The sequence below is a fragment of the Castellaniella sp. genome, from assembly GCF_049650445.1.
Lineage (GTDB): Bacteria > Pseudomonadota > Gammaproteobacteria > Burkholderiales > Burkholderiaceae_B > Castellaniella.
In genome coordinates, this window is record NZ_JBASAD010000025.1 from 1 (window position 1) to 15,944 (window position 15,944).

General features: G+C 67.3%; 17 protein-coding genes. 14 read left to right on the top strand and 3 right to left on the bottom strand.

Annotated elements, in window-relative coordinates; all coding sequences use genetic code 11:
- The 8 genes from WA983_RS08570 to WA983_RS08605 form a co-directional block, all read left to right on the top strand.
- On the top strand, positions 1-338 hold a 338-nt coding region (locus WA983_RS08570), incomplete at its 5' end, for a toxin co-regulated pilus biosynthesis Q family protein (protein ID WP_424311910.1).
- Positions 335-1,933, top strand: coding sequence for a hypothetical protein (locus WA983_RS08575; RefSeq protein ID WP_424248353.1), 1,599 nt, complete (start codon positions 335-337; stop codon positions 1,931-1,933). The genes WA983_RS08570 and WA983_RS08575, both read left to right, overlap by 4 nt.
- 1 nt (position 1,934) lies before the next feature.
- A complete protein-coding gene (locus tag WA983_RS08580) occupies positions 1,935-3,203 on the top strand; it encodes a hypothetical protein (RefSeq protein ID WP_424311911.1) in 1,269 nt (422 codons plus the stop codon).
- The gene (locus WA983_RS08585) at positions 3,187-3,774 is read left to right on the top strand and encodes a hypothetical protein (protein ID WP_424248435.1); all 588 of its coding nucleotides are present in this window, start codon (positions 3,187-3,189) and stop codon (positions 3,772-3,774) included. Before WA983_RS08580 ends, WA983_RS08585 begins: the two co-directional genes overlap by 17 nt.
- Positions 3,771-5,465, top strand: a complete 1,695-nt coding sequence (locus tag WA983_RS08590) for an ATPase, T2SS/T4P/T4SS family (RefSeq protein ID WP_424248437.1) — start codon at positions 3,771-3,773, stop codon at positions 5,463-5,465. The genes WA983_RS08585 and WA983_RS08590 overlap by 4 nt, the downstream gene beginning before the upstream one ends.
- Positions 5,462-6,577, top strand: a complete 1,116-nt coding sequence (locus WA983_RS08595; protein WP_424311912.1) for a hypothetical protein — start codon at positions 5,462-5,464, stop codon at positions 6,575-6,577. The genes WA983_RS08590 and WA983_RS08595 overlap by 4 nt, the downstream gene beginning before the upstream one ends.
- Positions 6,578-6,621: 44 nt before the next feature.
- Positions 6,622-7,197: a type 4 pilus major pilin gene (locus WA983_RS08600; RefSeq protein ID WP_424248441.1), complete on the top strand. Its 576-nt coding sequence runs from the start codon at positions 6,622-6,624 to the stop codon at positions 7,195-7,197.
- On the top strand, positions 7,187-8,281 hold the full coding sequence (locus tag WA983_RS08605) for a pilus assembly FimT family protein (protein WP_424248442.1): 1,095 nt from the start codon (positions 7,187-7,189) through the stop codon (positions 8,279-8,281). The genes WA983_RS08600 and WA983_RS08605 overlap by 11 nt, the downstream gene beginning before the upstream one ends.
- A 126-nt stretch (positions 8,282-8,407) precedes the next feature.
- Here WA983_RS08605 and WA983_RS08610 read toward each other — a convergent pair whose 3' ends face one another.
- Positions 8,408-9,628, bottom strand: a complete 1,221-nt coding sequence (locus WA983_RS08610; protein WP_424248444.1) for a urate hydroxylase PuuD — start codon at positions 9,626-9,628, stop codon at positions 8,408-8,410.
- A 54-nt stretch (positions 9,629-9,682) separates the two neighbouring features.
- Positions 9,683-10,036, bottom strand: a complete 354-nt coding sequence (gene uraH, locus WA983_RS08615) for a hydroxyisourate hydrolase (protein ID WP_424248446.1) — start codon at positions 10,034-10,036, stop codon at positions 9,683-9,685.
- Positions 10,037-10,253: 217 nt separating this feature from the next.
- On the opposite strand from uraH, the gene WA983_RS08620 reads away from it, so the two are divergent.
- Genes WA983_RS08620 through WA983_RS08640 form a run of 5 tightly spaced genes read left to right on the top strand, consistent with a single transcriptional unit; the run spans position 10,254 to position 14,568 of the window.
- Positions 10,254-11,024, top strand: coding sequence for a GntR family transcriptional regulator (locus WA983_RS08620; protein WP_424311913.1), 771 nt, complete (start codon positions 10,254-10,256; stop codon positions 11,022-11,024).
- Positions 11,025-11,045: 21 nt separating this feature from the next.
- Positions 11,046-11,975 (top strand): allantoinase PuuE, encoded by a 930-nt coding sequence (gene puuE, locus WA983_RS08625; protein ID WP_424248450.1) that lies wholly within the window; start codon positions 11,046-11,048, stop codon positions 11,973-11,975.
- Between the two features lie 26 nt (positions 11,976-12,001).
- Positions 12,002-13,042, top strand: a complete 1,041-nt coding sequence (alc, locus tag WA983_RS08630; protein ID WP_424248452.1) for an allantoicase — start codon at positions 12,002-12,004, stop codon at positions 13,040-13,042.
- Entirely contained in the window at positions 13,042-14,292 is a 1,251-nt protein-coding gene (locus tag WA983_RS08635) for a M20/M25/M40 family metallo-hydrolase (RefSeq protein ID WP_424248454.1), read from the top strand. The genes alc and WA983_RS08635 overlap by 1 nt, the downstream gene beginning before the upstream one ends.
- 42 nt (positions 14,293-14,334) lie before the next feature.
- A complete protein-coding gene (locus WA983_RS08640) occupies positions 14,335-14,568 on the top strand; it encodes a SlyX family protein (RefSeq protein WP_424311914.1) in 234 nt (77 codons plus the stop codon).
- Positions 14,569-14,626: 58 nt separating this feature from the next.
- Here the strand turns inward: WA983_RS08640 and WA983_RS08645 are convergent, their stop codons facing one another.
- Positions 14,627-14,875 carry a GlsB/YeaQ/YmgE family stress response membrane protein gene (locus WA983_RS08645; RefSeq protein ID WP_424249396.1) on the bottom strand — a complete coding sequence of 83 codons (249 nt, stop codon included), beginning with the start codon at positions 14,873-14,875 and terminating at the stop codon, positions 14,627-14,629.
- Positions 14,876-15,047: 172 nt separating this feature from the next.
- On the opposite strand from WA983_RS08645, the gene yghU reads away from it, so the two are divergent.
- Entirely contained in the window at positions 15,048-15,899 is an 852-nt protein-coding gene (gene yghU / locus WA983_RS08650; protein WP_424249394.1) for a glutathione-dependent disulfide-bond oxidoreductase, read from the top strand.
- Positions 15,900-15,944 lie beyond the last annotated feature (45 nt).

A 15,944-nucleotide genomic window follows, 5' to 3' on the forward strand; every position in this document is an offset into this window, starting at 1 on the left:
CACCGGCTCCGTCCGCGCCTGCAGCCTCGGCCAGGGCGCGCGCCTTGTCCTTCGAGGTGACGCCGGCCGATGGCAACGTCCGTCGGGCCCTGGGGCGCTGGGCACAGACTGCGGGTTGGACCTTCGAGCCAGAGCACTGGGACGTCGACGTCGATATCCCTCTGGCGGGTTCTGCGGTCTTCGGGGACTCGTTCCGCACGGCCGTGCGCGGCCTGCTGTCTGCCACCGAACTTGGGGACCGGCCGGTCCAGCCCTGTTTCTACGCCAACCGGGTGCTGCGTGTCGTGCCGTTGGCGCAGCGTTGCGATCGGACCCAGGTCCCGGGGGTGGCATCATGAGGTCCCGCTGCCGGTTGGGACTGCTGATCCTGTCCCTGTGTCTGGGCTTGTCCGGCTGCGCCTTTTCCGAGCGCCTGCGCCGGGCGGCAGACGAGTTCCGGCAGGCGGACGACAGCGCGTCCCGGGAACATGGGCGATTCTCCCGGGCCGCAACCGATGCCGACGCGCGCCGCGCCGCCCAGAACATCGATCAGCCCTGGATTGCCGGCAAGGCGCAACCCCTGGCCCGCGAACTGAAGCTGCCTGCGCCCCTGCGCGCCCGCGTGCACACGACCCTGCTGTTCGCCGATGGTACCGATGATCTGCGCCGGATCGCGCGGCGCATCGCCGCCGTCACCGGCATTCCGGTCCATGTGCGTCCCGATGCCCTGCTGCCGTCCGGGCTCTTTCTGCCGCGCCTGGCGGATGGTGCGGGGCAGGGCATGCAGGCCGCCGAGCCGCCGGAGCCTTTCGATCTGGCGACCGGCCCGGCCCCGCTGCCGCACATTCTGGATCGCCTGTGCGCGCATCTGGGGGTGCGCTGGCGCTACGAGCGGGACCGCATCGAATTCTTCCGTACCGATACCCGGGTTTTTGATGTCCAGGCCTTGACGCTGGATTCGCGTGTCCAGGCTTCGCTGGGACAAGGGCGGGACGCGACCGATGGCGGTTTTGTCAGTACCTCCGGGACCCGTCTGAGCGGAGGCGAGCAGGACGTGATGAAAACCATCCGCGCCCGGATCGAGCCGTTCCTGTCCCGGGCGGGTGTGCTGTCGGCCGAATCCGGCGCCGGGACGTCCGTCGTGGTCACCGATACACCCGATGTCCTGGATCGCATTGCGCTGTACCTGGAGCGGGAAAACCGTGCCTTGACGCGCCGCGTGCGGCTGATTTTCGAAGAATTGACCGTAGCCTTGAGCGAACAGGCCCAGGCCGGCATCGACTGGAATCTGATCTTTTCCGGCGCGCGTCTGGCCGCCGGGCTGGCGGTGCCGGCCCTGGCGAGCGGCTCCAGCGGGCAACTGGGGGTGAATATCGTCCAGGGGCCTTTTTCCGGCAGCGAGGCCGTCATCCACGCGCTGGGCGAGTCCGTTCAACTGGTGCGGCGCAGCAGTGTGCCCATTTTGGGCCTGAACCGGCGGCCAGTATCGCATGCGGTCCGCACGACGTTCTCCTACATTGACAGGATTGAAACCACACCGGTTTCCGGCGCCACCGGTCTGGCGGTGCCGGCCGTGTCCGTCAACCAGAAGGCCGAAACCGTCGGATCTTTGCTGACCCTGGTGCCCGATGCCCAGGAAGACGGCCGGATCCTGCTGTCGTTGGCCTATGACAATACCGTCGCCCAGCCGCTCAAGACGGTCACCTTCGGCGACAAGGATCATCCCCTGCAATTGCAGCAGTTGACCATCGAGGGCAATGGCACCGTGCAGCAACTGGCCCTGCAACCGGGGCAGCCGCTGGTGGTGTCGGGGTTCGATCGGCAAACGGCCGAATCTGCCGAGCGCCGCTTGACTCCCGGCGTGCCTGCGGTGTTCGGCGGCGGCAACCAGCTCAACACCCAGCGGCTGACCACCGTGCTGATCATCACTGCTCAGGTCGAGGAGGGACTCTGACATGGCGCGCGTCGCTCGTCTCGTCTGGGTGGATCAGGTGCCGCTCGCCTTCGGGCTGGACTGGGTGCCGCTGTTGGGCGAACCGGAGGCCGCCCAGGCGCAGGCGCGCCGCCAGGGGGCGTCCCACCGGGTCGTGTCGGGCGATCCGCCCGCCGCACTGGGCCTGGCCCGTGGCCTGCCGTCCGGTTTGACCTGTTGGTCGGCGGCGGACCTGCTGGCGCGTCGCCACCCGCGCGGCACCGTGGCCTGCATGCTGCCGCTCGACGCGGGACTCTGGCATGTCCTGGCCGCCCACGAAGGGGTCGCTCTGGCGCGCGCCGATCGCGCCTATCCCGACGAAACCCTGGCCTGCGAGGCGATCGAGGCCTTGCGCCGGGCGCACCCGAAACTGGAACTGCTTGCCGCTCAAGCGGGTCCGGACACTGCGGGGCTGCTGCAGACACTGGCGCGCCAGGCGGGAGGCTGTCGTCCTTTGACGCTGACGCGGCGGCGCGGTCTGCGGTTGACGCTGCTGATGATGGCGGTGGCCCTGAGCGCGGCCGGCTGGTTGCGCTGGGGCAGCGGTGCGGCGGCGTCCGCTGTACCCGATCCCGATGCGCGGGCCGACTGGCACGCGGCGTTGGCGCGCACTTTGGCCCGGCATCCGCTGCATGGCGAAGCGGGCACGCGCGCCCTGCTGGATGCCTTGTACCGCCAACCGGCGCGAATCGGAGGCTGGTCCCTGCACGATCTGCGCTGCCAGCCCCGGCCAGCCGACGCGCTTTGGCATTGTGTCGGCGAATATCGCCGCCAAGGATTCGAGGCCGATAACCGCGCCTTGCTGCGGGCCGCGCCCACCGGCTGGCGGCTGGATTTCCCGTCCCTGGATGTCGCCCGCGCGGCCTGGACCGTGACCGTGCCCGGGCTGAGACCGGAACCGCACAGCCTGCCGCGCGCGGGGCTGCTGGCCCGCGACTGGGTCAGCGAATTGCAGGCGGTACTGCCTGCCTTTTCCGTGCTGCGGCTGGAGGCATCCCGCCCGCTGGCGGTGCCAGCACCGCGTGATGCCCAAGGCCAGGAATTGCCGCAGCCCGAGGACTTGCCCACCTTGGCCGTACGCGTCCTGCGGGTCGAAGGGCCGTTGCGCTCGGGTGCGCTGCTGGCGCCGTTGGCGCGAGCCGTTTCCTGGCACAAGGCTGCGCTGACTTTGGCACCGGGCGCCCGGCCGGGCCTGCGTGCCAGCCGCTTGATCCTGCATCTCGAAGGAACCGTCTATGAAAACCGATCATGACCGCCCGCGCAGGCTGCAGACAGGCCGGACCGTCCTTCCGGGCCGGGAACAGCCGCCTGGAGGATGCGGCGTCCTGCTTGGGATGGTGTGGCTGTGCCTGGTGCTGGGGGCGGGGGGGCCGATGACTGTCTGGGCAGATGCCGTGTCTGGAACCGGATCGGCCAGAGCAACGACCTTGGCCGGGGATGTGCCGGAAGACCATCAGGTCCGCTGGGAAACCCAGTCGGTACGCGAACTGATGCAGCAGGACCTGCGCGATGCCTTGCGCACCTCGGCAGCGAGCGCTGACGCCGAAACCGCCCGCCGTACGGATACAGGCGCGGGGGTGCAACCCGTGCTGGCGCCCCGTCTGGTGGCTTTGTACGGCGTCGGTCAGGCCTTGATGGCCGAGATTCAGGTGGGCCGCCGGGCCTATCTGTACGTGCGCGGCCAGGCCTGGCCCGCCGGGCATGCCGGGGATCAGGGCGTCTATCAGTTGCGTGGCATGAATGGCGCCTGCGTTCAGCTCGAACGCGGCGAGGACCGTCATTCTTTGTGCTTGCGCATGCTGCTGGGCGAGGTGAGGCCATGAAACCCTGGTCTTCCGTCCTGTCGCTGGCCGAGCCCCCGCCGCCCTTCGACCCGGCCCGGGCCGGCGTGATCGATCATCCCGGGCATCTGTCGGCGCTGCGGCCGGCGGTGCGGCGCGTGCTGGCGCCGGACCTGGGCGTCCAGTCGTTGGCGGACCGGATCTGCCCGGTGGAACGGGCCGATGGCAGCGTTACGCTGCTGGCTCGGGCCGAATATGTCGGCAGCGATCAGGCCGACGCGCTCGAACGGCGGCTGCGGGCCGCTGGCCGCACCCTGTCCGAGCCGGCCCGCTATGTCCTGCCGGCGGCGCTGTTGCTGGCCCTGTCGCGAGAGGGCGGCGCGGCGGCGTTGGCGCAGGCGGGAGACCGCACGCCGACGGCCCTGGCCGGGGTGTTTCAGGACCTGGTCGAATGGGGTGTGCGCCAGGGGGCGACGGATCTGCACCTGAACGTCTTGCGTGACGCGGCGGAATCCGAAGTCCGCTATACCGTGGCCGGCCGCTACGTGGCCCCGGAACGCTTCCGTCACATGCCGACCGGATTGCTGCGCGATGTGCTGGCGGTCGCCTGGATGGACATTCAGGGGGGCAACGGGGCGGTCTTCGACCCGCTGCTGGAGCAGCAGGGCAGTCTGCTGCGCCGCGTGGATGGGCGAGCCTACACCCTGCGCTGGGCTTCGTTGGCCGCCGACCGGGGCCCCAGCGTCTGCCTGCGCTTCCTGTCGCGCGATGCCGGGTCCGGCCCCGCCACGCTGGACGGCTTGGGCTATCGGGCCGACCAGGTGGCCTGTTTCGAGCGGGTACTGAAGTCCGAGGGCGGCGCTCTGGTGTTCGCGGGCACCGTGGGGTCGGGTAAATCAACGGCGCTGGCGACCCTGATCCGGGGCCTGCCGGCGCACCGCAAGATCATTACCCTGGAAGAACCGGTGGAATACCGGATCGACCGGGCCGTGCAGAACACCATCGGCCGCGACCTGGATCAGCAGGCGCATGGCCGCTACGCCGCCAAGCTGCGGACCCTGAAACGTTCGGCCATGACCGACGTCCTGCTGGGGGAAATCCGCGATGCCGAAAGCGGGCTGGCCTTCATGGATCTGGCGGGGTCTGGCGTCAATGTCTACACCACTGTGCACGCACCTTCGGCGCGCGCCATTGTCGATCGGCTGGCTTCCGATTTCATTGCCGTACCGCGTGATTTTCTGACTACGCCCGGCATCCTGAAGCTGCTCGTTTATCAGGCGCTGTTGCCCCGGCTGTGTCTGGATTGTGCGCTGCCGGCGGCGCCGGCCGAACTCGTGCGCCAGCAGCCGGGTGGTGACGTCGGCCATTGGCGGCGCTGGCTCGGCTGGGTCGGGCAGGCCTGGGGGATCGATCCGGCCAGTCTGCGCCTGCGCAATCCGGACGGTTGCACGCAGTGCCGTCGTGCTGCGCTGCCCGAACTGTTCGGTTACGACGGGCGGACCGTGGCCGCCGAGTGCCTGGAACCGGGCTTGCCCGGTGCGGACGGCGGCGACGGTTACGTGCCGGACCCGCGCGCCAGCGCGATGGCGCACGCCATGGAAAAAGTCGTCGCCGGGCAGGTGGACCCGCGTGACGTCGAAGTGCGGTTCATGGCCTTTGAAACCCTGTTGCTGCGCCAGGGACGGCTGTCCGCCAGCGGCGCTGTGCCGCACGACGCGGGAGCGTATCGATGACGCGGGGCGGGGCGCTGCTGGCGCGTCTGCGCCTGCGCCTGGATGCCTGGCGCTTTGCCGGCGGACGCGCGGATTACTTCGATTATCTCCAGGCCGTGCTGCTGGGGGCGCAAGGCCGGCTGACCGTACGTGAACTGTTCGATCGGGATGCCGCGCGCCATGGACCGGGCACGGTACGCGGACGCCTGTCCAGAGCCTGGGCGCGGGCTTGCGAGGCCTGTGGCGGCGATCTGCGTGCCACCTGGATGGGCTGTTTTCCGGCAGACGAACTGGCCCTGGTGCGAGCCGCCCAGGCCTATGGCAATGCCCGGCTGCTGGCGTGCTTCCAGGCCCTGTCCGAGCATCTGGCGCTGCTGATCCAGGCCCGGCGCATGCTCTGGGCTACGTTGGGTTCGGCGGGCGTGGCGCTGCTGGTGGCCAGTCTGTTGCTGCTGGCCTTGCCCCAATGGACGGTGCCGGCCTTGCGGCAGGCTTTTCAGGGCCTGCCGTCCGCCTATCTGGGCGACTGGTCGCGGGCGCTGTTTGCCGGTGCGGATTGGTTGCGTGCCTGGGGCGCGGGGCTGCCGGCCGGGCTGCTCGTGCTGCTGGCAGCAGGCCTCTACACTCTGCCGCGCTGGCACGGACCGTGGCGCCGCCGCCTGGATCGCTACGGCCCCTGGCGCCTGTACCGTCAGGTCCAGGCCCTGCGCCTGCTTGCGCTGATTTCGATTCTGCTGCAACCGGGCTCGGGCAGTTCGACCCAGTTGCGGCCGGTGATCCTGCTGTTCCTGGAGGATGCCAGCCCCTGGCTGGGAGATCACTTGGAGCGCATCGCCGATCGCATCGATCAGGGCCTGGCCGGCGCGGCGGCCTTCGATACGGAGTTGCTGGATCGCGAGCTGTATTGGTATCTGGAAGACATGGCCGCCGCGCGCGGTCTGCAGGCCGGAGTGCAGGCCGCCCACCGGCGGATGGCCGGCCGCTGGCTGGACCGTGTCCGGCTCCAGGCCCTGGCGTTGCGCTGGGCGGCGCTGCTGTCGGGGGTGGCGGTCGTGCTGGGGATCGGCCTGTGGCACTACGCCGCACTCGACGAACTGCGACGCGGCTGGATGATGTTTCATGCCGGCTCTTGAGAGCCGGTTCATTCGTGCGCCGGGCATCCGGCAAAGGAGGCTTCATGCAAGTATTGGCTCAATCGCGCGCCATGCGCCGCCGGACGGGACAGGCGGGGTTCTCTCTGGTCGAGGTCTCGATCGTCACCGCCATCGTGCTGCTGATCGCAGTCATCGGCATTCCGGCGATCGGTGGCTACGTGATGGAAAACAAAGTGCCCAAGGTCGGCCAGGAACTGGCCCGTTTCGTCATGCACGTGCGCGTCAATGCCGGAACCTCCGGCGACGCGCCCTATGAAGACATCGGCACGACCAATCTGGCGGCCATGGTGGCGGATTCCACCGTGCTGACCCTGGCAAACGACGGTACGGTGCTGCACGGCCTGGGAGGCGGCGGCACGGTCGAGGTCGAATCGGCGGATGCCGGCGCGGCGTTCCTGTTGCGGCTGAAGCAGGTCAACCACGTGGCCTGCCCCTCGATCGCCTCGGTATTGCAGCGTGTGGCCGATCGCATCACGGTCGAGGCCAATGGCGCCGCCGCACGCACGGTCAAGGACGCCGCCACGACCTATAACGCGCTGTCGGCGGAATCGGCCTGCGCCAAGGGAGACGTCAACCAGTTCGTGTTCCATGTCAGTTGATGCCGCCTTCAGGGGAGGGGGCTGCGCCCGCCCGCGCGCTCAGCGTGGCTCTCTGCTGCTGGAGCTCATGGTCGTCGCGGTCCTGAGCCTGGTGCTTGCGATCTGGGCCAGCCAGGAGTGGGCGCAACGCACCCGGGCGCTGCAGGCCCGCTCCCTGGCAGCCTGGATGGGCATCGCCCGGGACGCGGCCGAGGCATTCCTGGCGCGCCATGCGGCCGAACTCTCTGGAGCCGGGGCAGCCGATGCACTGGCGGACCGGGGCTACGCCGACTGGACGGCGCCGCGTTGGGACGAACTGCGGTCGGCGGGCCTGCTGGGCGCGGGTTGGCAGACCACGGGACCCTTGCACCGGACTCTGGGGCTGCGGGTGGTGCGCGATGGTGAGTGCCCGGGGGCGTCCTGCCGGGTGTGGGCGTTGCTGCATGCGCGTCCCGCGCTGCGAACGCCCGCCGGCGGGGTGGATGAGGGGCTGGTGGCCGAATGGCTGCAGGCCGCCGAGGGTCGCGGGCTGGTGGTCTGGCCGCGCCAGCCTGGATTTCTGGGAGGCGCGGGGTTGCGCGTGCCAGTACCAGAGCCGGGCACCGCCGACTGGGCGCCGGGCGTCGTGGCGCTGGCCGCCCGGACTGCCCCGGTGCACGGCAGCGAAGCCGGGGCAGGGGGTGGCGATGACTATCTGCGGGTGCGGGATGCCCGCGATCCGGACTTTCAGGGCGATGCCACGGTCCAGGGCCAGGTGAGCAGCGGGTCCTACCTGGTCGCGCGCAACGGCCTGTACCTGGAACAGGGCTGGGGCGTTGGCGGAATGTGCGCGCCAGAGGGCGTGCTGGGCCGTGCCAGGGACGGGGTGGGAATGATGGTTTGCCGGCAGGGGATTTGGGCCTTGCTGGTACGGCCTCCCGGGGGTGGCTACATGCTCAACAGCCGCCGGGGCTGTTTCAATGCCACGGGCGGATCTTCGGCCAACCCGGTGACCGGCGCGTGCTCGTGTCCACCCGGTTACGCCATGGTACAGGTGGCCGAAACCGGGTCGCTCGTCGCACCGGAAGGCTGGACCGTGGGGTACCTGTGTGTCGCGCGGCAATGAATGCTGTCGGCCTCTGCGTTTTGGTGCGGGGGCAGGAGGATGCGCCGGCGAATGGTGTGATCGCGGTGCGTCATGCAGCGCACGCGGGGCGGACTCTGTCGAACCGCCCCGCGCAGAGGGCCTGCCTTACTTGCCGCTCCAGGCCGCGATCACGGCGCGTTCTTCGTCCGTCATCTGCGTCAGGTTGGCCAGCGGCATGTACTTGCTGGCGACGGCCTGCTTGATCTGGTCGGCGTGCAGCAGGATCTGCTCCTTGGTGTCCAGCAGGATGCCGGCCGGCGCGGCGGCGAAACCGGGCTGCGTGGGCTTGGCCGAGTGACACTCCGTGCAGCGAGCGGTCATGATGCCGTGGACCTGATCCACCGTGACGGCGGCCTGGGTCTGGCTGGTCTGCGCACTGGGAGCGACGGCCGGCGCGGGGGCCGGAGCGGCGATCCAGCCGATGAGCGCCAGCATCACGATGCCGGCCAGCGGATAGCGCAGATCGTTCTTGCCGGTGTGGCGCAGCACGAAATACTGGCGGATCACCGCGCCGGCGAAGATGAACAGGCTCATGATGACCCAGGCGTATTCATTCGTGTAGGTGAACGAATAGTGATTGCTGAGCATCAGGAAGATCACCGGCAGGGTGAAATACGTGTTGTGCACCGAGCGCTGCTTGCCCCAGGCGCCGTCCAGCGGATTGGGCTTTTCACCGGCCTTCAGGGCCTTGACCATGCGACGCTGGCCGGGAATGATCCAGAAGAACACGCTGGCCGACATGCAGGTCGCCATCAACGCGCCGGTGATCAGGAACGCGGCTCTGCCCGGAAAGATCTGCGTGGTCAGCCAGGCAACGAGGACCATCATCACGCCCACGGCCACGCTCAGCAGTCCGTCGCGATTGACGGTGGGGCTGATGATGCGGCACAGGCGAGAATAGACGTTGTAGCCGATCACCAGGAAGGCCACGGCCAGGATGCCGGCCTCGGTGCCGTTCATGTTGCGTGCCCATTCCCAGGGGCTGGCCGGGTTGACCAGGTAGATGTCGGCGCGCAGCAGGTACAGCAGCATGAACAGGCCGAAGCCCGACAGCCAGGTGGTGTAGGCCTTCCAGAATGACCAGTGCAGATCATCGGGCAGTTCGGCCGGGTTGGTCAGGTATTTCTGGTTGTGGTAGAAACCGCCGCCGTGGACGGCCCACATTTCACCGTAGACGCCGAGTTTTTTGCTCTGTTCGCCCTTGGGCGCGTGCAGGCTCAGGTCGAGCATGACGAAATAGATCGATTCACCGATCCAGGCAATGGCGGCGATGACGTGCAGCCAGCGCAGCAACAGGTTGCCGTACTCAAGGAAAAAGCTTTCCATGAGAGTCTCCTCTTGGATTCTTCGATATAGGGGGTGCCGGGGTCGGCGTGGCGCTTAGCTGCCGCGATAGGTAGACCAGGTCCACGGCGTCACGACCAGAGGGACGTGATAGTTCTCGTCCGGGTTGGCTACGCCGAAGCGCAGCACGACCTGATCGACGAACCGGGGTTCGGGCAGGGACACCCCCTTGCGGGCGAAATAATCGCCGGCATGGAAGACCAGCTCATAGACACCCTTGGTCAGCGCAGGACCGCTGAGCAGGGGCGCGTCGCAGCGGCCATCGTGGTTGGTGGCCGTTTGCGTGAGCAGAGTGCGGGAATCGCCATCGAGGCGATAGAGTTCAAGGGCGACGCCCTGGGCTGGCACACCGTGCACGGTGTCCAGGACATGGGTGGAGAGTTTTCCCATGGGATTTATGCCGGTCAGTATCCTGCCAATAGGCCCCCGGTATAGCCGGACCCGGCGAATGGTTCGCCGGTTCGCGAAGCGCCGGAGCGGGCCGGCGGACTTCGGGGCAGGACGGATCAAATATTGTGAACAATTTGTGTTGACGATTCTGGCTCGATACACAATAATTGTCAACAATTTCCGTCGTCAATCAAACCTGTCGTTTTCCCTTATGGCCATGCTCCGATTGAAGCCCGACCGCGCCGCCCAGGATCTGAAAGCGCCGCGCGCCTCCACCTTGCGCGATCCCAAGCCTGCCGGTGAACCGTCGGACGTCGATCGCGTCTACGGGGAAATTTTCGACGCCGCCATGGACCGACGACTGCTGCCGGGAACCAAACTGACCGAATCGGCGCTGTGCACGGCCTTCGATTGTTCGCGCGGCACGGTGCGGGCGGCGCTGGCGCGGCTGGCGCACGACAAGCTCGTGGCGATCGAACCCAATCGCGGCGCCTACGTCTGGCAGGCCGAATCCAAAGAAGTGCACGACGTGTTCGCCATGCGCCGCGCGCTGGAGTGCATCGTGATCGACATGCTGGTGGCGCTGGACGATGTGGCCGACCGGCTGGCGCCCTTGCGCGGGATGGTCGAACGCGAGCAGCGCGCCTTCGAGCAGGGAGACCGCATCAGTTGGCTGCGCCTGTCCAATGCCTTTCACGTCGAACTTGCCCGCGTGCTGGACAACCAGGTGCTGACGGACATGCTGGCCGGGCTGTGCGCCCGCACCACGCTGATCATCGCTCTGGGGGACACCACCGAGGGCAGCGCCTGTTCATATCTGGAGCATCGGGACATTCTGGACTGTATCGCGCGGCGCGACGCCACGGGCGCGCGGGCCGCCATGGACCATCATCTCAAGGATTGCGAACAGCGGATGGACACCACGCCCGGCCCAGGCGCCGATCCCTGGGCCGCGTTCCAGCGACACACGCTGACCCCATCGATCTGACCTCATTCACAGGAGACTCTCATGGCAGACAAGCACTATCCCCGCGATCTGATCGGCTATGGCCGCACTCCCCCGCACGCCAACTGGCCGGGCCAGGCCCGCGTGGCCGTGCAGTTCGTCCTCAACTACGAGGAAGGCGGGGAAAATTGCGTCCTGCACGGCGATCCGGGGTCGGAGCAATTTCTGTCCGAGATCATTGGCGCGGCGGCCTATCCCGAGCGCCACCTGTCGATGGAGTCGATCTACGAATATGGTTCGCGCGCCGGCGTCTGGCGTCTGCTGCGCGAATTCGAGCGCCGTGACCTGCCGCTGACGGTTTTCGGCGTGGGCATGGCGCTGGAGCGCAACCCGGAGGTTGCGCGCGCCTTCGTCGAGCTGGGTCATGAGGTCGCCTGCCACGGCTACCGCTGGATCCATTACCAGAACGTACCCGAGAGCATCGAGCGTGAGCACTTCCAGCGCTGTGTGGAAATCGTCACGAAGCTGCTGGGCCGCCACCCCGAAGGCTGGTACACCGGGCGCGACAGCCCCAATACCTTGCGCATCGTCGCCGAGGAAGGCAAATTTCTGTACGACGCCGACTACTATGGCGACGATCTGCCGTTCTGGACCGAGGTGGACCTGGGTCACGGCAAGACCCATCCCCAGCTCATGGTGCCGTATACCCTGGACACGAACGACATGCGCTTCGGTTCGCCGCAGGGTTTCAACACCGCCGATCATTTTTTCACCTACCTGCGTGATGCCTTCGACGTGCTGTACGCCGAAGGCGAGACCTCGCCCAAGATGCTGTCGGTCGGCCTGCACTGCCGCCTGATCGGTCGCCCGGGTCGTTTCGCCGGTCTGCAGCGCTTCCTGGATCACATCCAGAAGCACGACCGCGTCTGGGTCGCCACGCGCGCCGACATCGCCCGCCATTGGGTGCAAGAACACCCCTACAAGCCCGCCTGATCCCTTTTTCCCTGGAACTGACCCCCATGGCCTCATCCAATCTGCCCGTCGGCACCGTCATCGACGCCCCCGCAGTCGATCTGCCCGTCTTCGCCACCCGTCATCCGAATCTCGCCAGCGAAAGCCTGGGCGCTCGTGTGCTGTCCTGCTCGGACGAATTCTTTGCCTCGGCGCAGCGGATGCTGCAGGATGCCGAGCCCGTCTTCATCGTCGGCAAGTTCGACGACCACGGCAAGTGGATGGACGGCTGGGAAACCCGCCGCCGCCGCAACGGTGGCCATGACCACGCCATCGTCAAGCTGGGCCTGCCGGGCACGATCAAGGGCCTGGACATCAACACCAGCCACTTCACCGGCAATTTCCCGCCCGCCGCGTCCGTCCAGGCGGCGTTCTGCGCGGGTGAGCCCGACGCCCAGACCGAATGGGTCGAACTCGTCCCGGCCAAGTCGCTGCAGGGCAATTCCCACCACTTTGTCGAGATCGGCGACAGCCGCGTCTGGACTCACCTGCGCGTGAACATCTTCCCCGACGGCGGCGTGGCCCGCCTGCGCGTCTACGGACAGCCGGCCTGCGACTGGGATCGGTGCGACCCGGACGCCCTGTACGAAGTGTCGGCGCTGGCCAGTGGCGGGCGCATCGTCGCTTACAGCGACGCTCACTTCGGCACGCCCACCACCGTCATCCAGGCGGGCCGTGGCGTCAATATGGGCGATGGCTGGGAAACCCGCCGCCGCCGCGAGCCCGGCAATGACTGGCTGATCCTGGAAATGGGCCATCCGGTCATCGTGGAAAAGATTGAAATCGACACGGCGCACTTCAAGGGAAACTACCCCGATCGCGTCTCGCTGCAGGGTGCGCGGGTGGCCGAATCGACCGACCAGTCGCTGGTGACCCAGGCCATGTTCTGGCCTGAATTGCTGAGCGAACAAAAGACCGAGATGGACAAGCAGCACTTCTACGAAGGCGATGTGATCCGGAAGATCGGCCCGGTCTCGCACGTGCGGGTGAACATGTTCCCCGATGGCGGCATCAGCCGCGTGCGGATCTGGGGCCGCCTGGTTCGTTGATGATGGAAAAGTCTTTGCAGGCCGCCCTGCACGCCTGGGTGGACGCCCATTTCGACGAGCAGGTCGCGCTGCTGCAACGCCTGGTGGCCGTGCCCACGGACACGCCGCCGGGCGACAACGCCCCGCATGCCGAGACCGTGGCCGCCCTCCTCGAAGGCTGGGGCTGGGAAGTCGAGCGTCATCGCGTGCCCGATGAGGAAATGCAGACCTACGGCATGCGCAGCATCACCAACCTGATCGTACGCCGCCGCTACGGCGCGGGTGGTCCGGTGCTGGCGCTCAACGCACACGGCGACGTGGTGCCTCCGGGCGAAGGCTGGACCCATGACCCCTACGGTGGCGAGGTCGTGGACGGGCGTCTCTATGGCCGGGCCTCGGCCGTGTCCAAGAGCGATTTCACCACCTACCTGCACGCCGTGCGCGCGCTCGAGGCCAGCGGTGCACCTTTGAAGGGCGCCGTGGAACTGCATTTCACCTACGACGAGGAATTTGGTGGGCTCAAGGGGCCGGGCTGGCTGCTGGAGCGCGGCCTGACCAAGCCGGACTACGTGGTCTGCGCCAGTTTCAGCTACGCCGTGGTCACGGCGCATAATGGTTGCCTGCAGTTCGAGATCACTGTCAACGGCAAGGCCACGCACGGTTCTGCGCCCAGGACCGGGCACGACGCCCTGCGGGCCGCCAGCCGCATTCTGGACGAAATCTACCGTCAGGCCGACGCGCTCGATGGCATTGATTCCCGGATCGACGGCATCACCCATCCCACCATGATCGTGGGCCGCATCGACGGCGGCATCAACACCAATGTGGTGCCGGGCAAGGTGGTACTGAAGATGGATCGCCGCCTGATCCCCGAGGAAGACCCCGTTGCGGTCGAGGCCGACGTGCGCGCCTTCATCGCGGCCGCCGTGGCCGGTCTGCCGGGCATCACCGTCGAGGTGCGACGCATCCTGCTGGCGCGTGCGTTGCGGCCGCTGCCTGGCCATGAAAAACTGGTTGCCAGCCTGCAGTCCCACGCGCGCGCGGTGTTCGGCGAAGACATCCCCGCCGTCGGCACGCCTTTGTATGCTGACGCCCGTCTGTACGCCGAACACGGCGTGCCGACCGTCATGTACGGGGCGGGGCCGCGCACCGTCATGGAATCGCGTGCCAAGCAGTCCGACGAGCACGTGATGCTGGAGGACTTGCGCGGCGCCACCCGGGTGATTGCCGGTCTGCTGGCGGATTTTCTGGCTGTGGGCGAATCCGAGTAGCATGCTGGCTGCTGAACTCTGGAAGCCTGACAGGAAACGGACATGAACGACGCCGATACCGATCTCGATGCGCTGCGAGAAAAACGCCTGGTCGATCTGGAGGTCAAGGCCGCGTATGCCGACGACCTGCTGGATCGCTTGAACCACACGATCTTTCGCCAGCAGCAGCAGATCGAATCCCTGGCGCGTGAATTGCTGGCCTTGCGCCAGCAATTCGTGGCCAGTGGTGCGCCCGGACCGGGCGGCAGCGCTGACGAACGGCCGCCGCACTACTGATCGCGGACCGGCCGCTCGCGGGATTGCGCCGGCCATCGGGCCGGCGCGCCATGCCCCTTCAGGCTTTTCGGGCGATCAGGCCGTAGATGAACAGCACGATCAGGGCCCCCACGATGGAGCCGATCCAGCCCGCGCCCTGGCCGGCCTGGTAGATGCCCAACGCATCGCCCAGGTAGCCGGCCACGACCGATCCGACGATCCCCAGGATCGTGGTCAGGATGATGCCCAGCTTCTGCTCGCCAGGCATAATCGCTCGTGCGATCAGGCCGATGATGAAACCGACGATGATCATGCTGATGATACCCATGTGATGCTCCTTTCAAGGTTCAAGGGTTCGGGCACATCATAGGGCCGGGCAAGGAGCTCGTCCAGCGCGGCGTGTCGCCGTCGGACTCTGTTCACAGCGCCGGCCGATGCTGTTAACGTAAACGTTTTTGCCGTGCCGCACCATCGGAGGCGGCCCACCAGGAGCATGCAGCATGAGTCAGTCGTCCGAATACCAGCCCCCCAGAGTGTGGACCTGGGATCAGCCCAGCGGTGGCAGGTTCGCCAACATCAACCGTCCCGTGTCCGGACCGACACATGAGCGCGAATTGCCCGTCGGGCGGCATCCCTTGCAGCTTTATTCCCAGGGCACGCCCAACGGCATCAAGGTCACCATCATGCTGGAAGAGCTCCTGGAGCAGGGGCATGCGGGCGCGGAATACGATGCCTGGCTGATCCGGATCGGCGAAGGCGACCAGTTCGGCAGCGGCTTTGTCGACGTCAACCCCAATTCCAAGATCCCGGCGTTGGTGGATCGCAGCGGGCCGGCGCCCATTCCGGTCTTCGAGTCGGGGGCGATCCTGATGCATCTGGCGGAAAAGTTCGGTGCCTTTCTGCCGACCGAACCGGCGGCGCGGGCCGAATGCCTGTCCTGGCTGTTCTGGCAGGTCGGCAGCGCTCCCTTCCTGGGCGGTGGCTTCGGCCATTTCTACGCCTATGCGCCCGTGAAGATCGAATACGCCATCAACCGTTTCGCCATGGAGGCCAAGCGCCAGCTCGACGTGCTCGACAAGCGCCTGGCCGAGCATGAGTTCGTGGCGGGGGATCACTACACCATCGCCGACATCGCCATCTGGCCCTGGTATGGCGGGGTGCTGTTGAACTATGTCTATGGCGCGGCGGAATTCCTGTCGGCCGGGGATTATCGCCACGCGCTGCGCTGGGCCAAGGCCATCGGCGAGCGTCCGGCGGTGCGGCGCGGGCGGATGGTCAACCGCACGTCCGGCGATCCGTCCGAGCAGCTCTTGGAACGCCACGACGCGGCGGATTTCAATACCCGGACATAGGGGACCTTTAAACAAGTCCTCACGCCGCGTGCATCTGCGGAATCG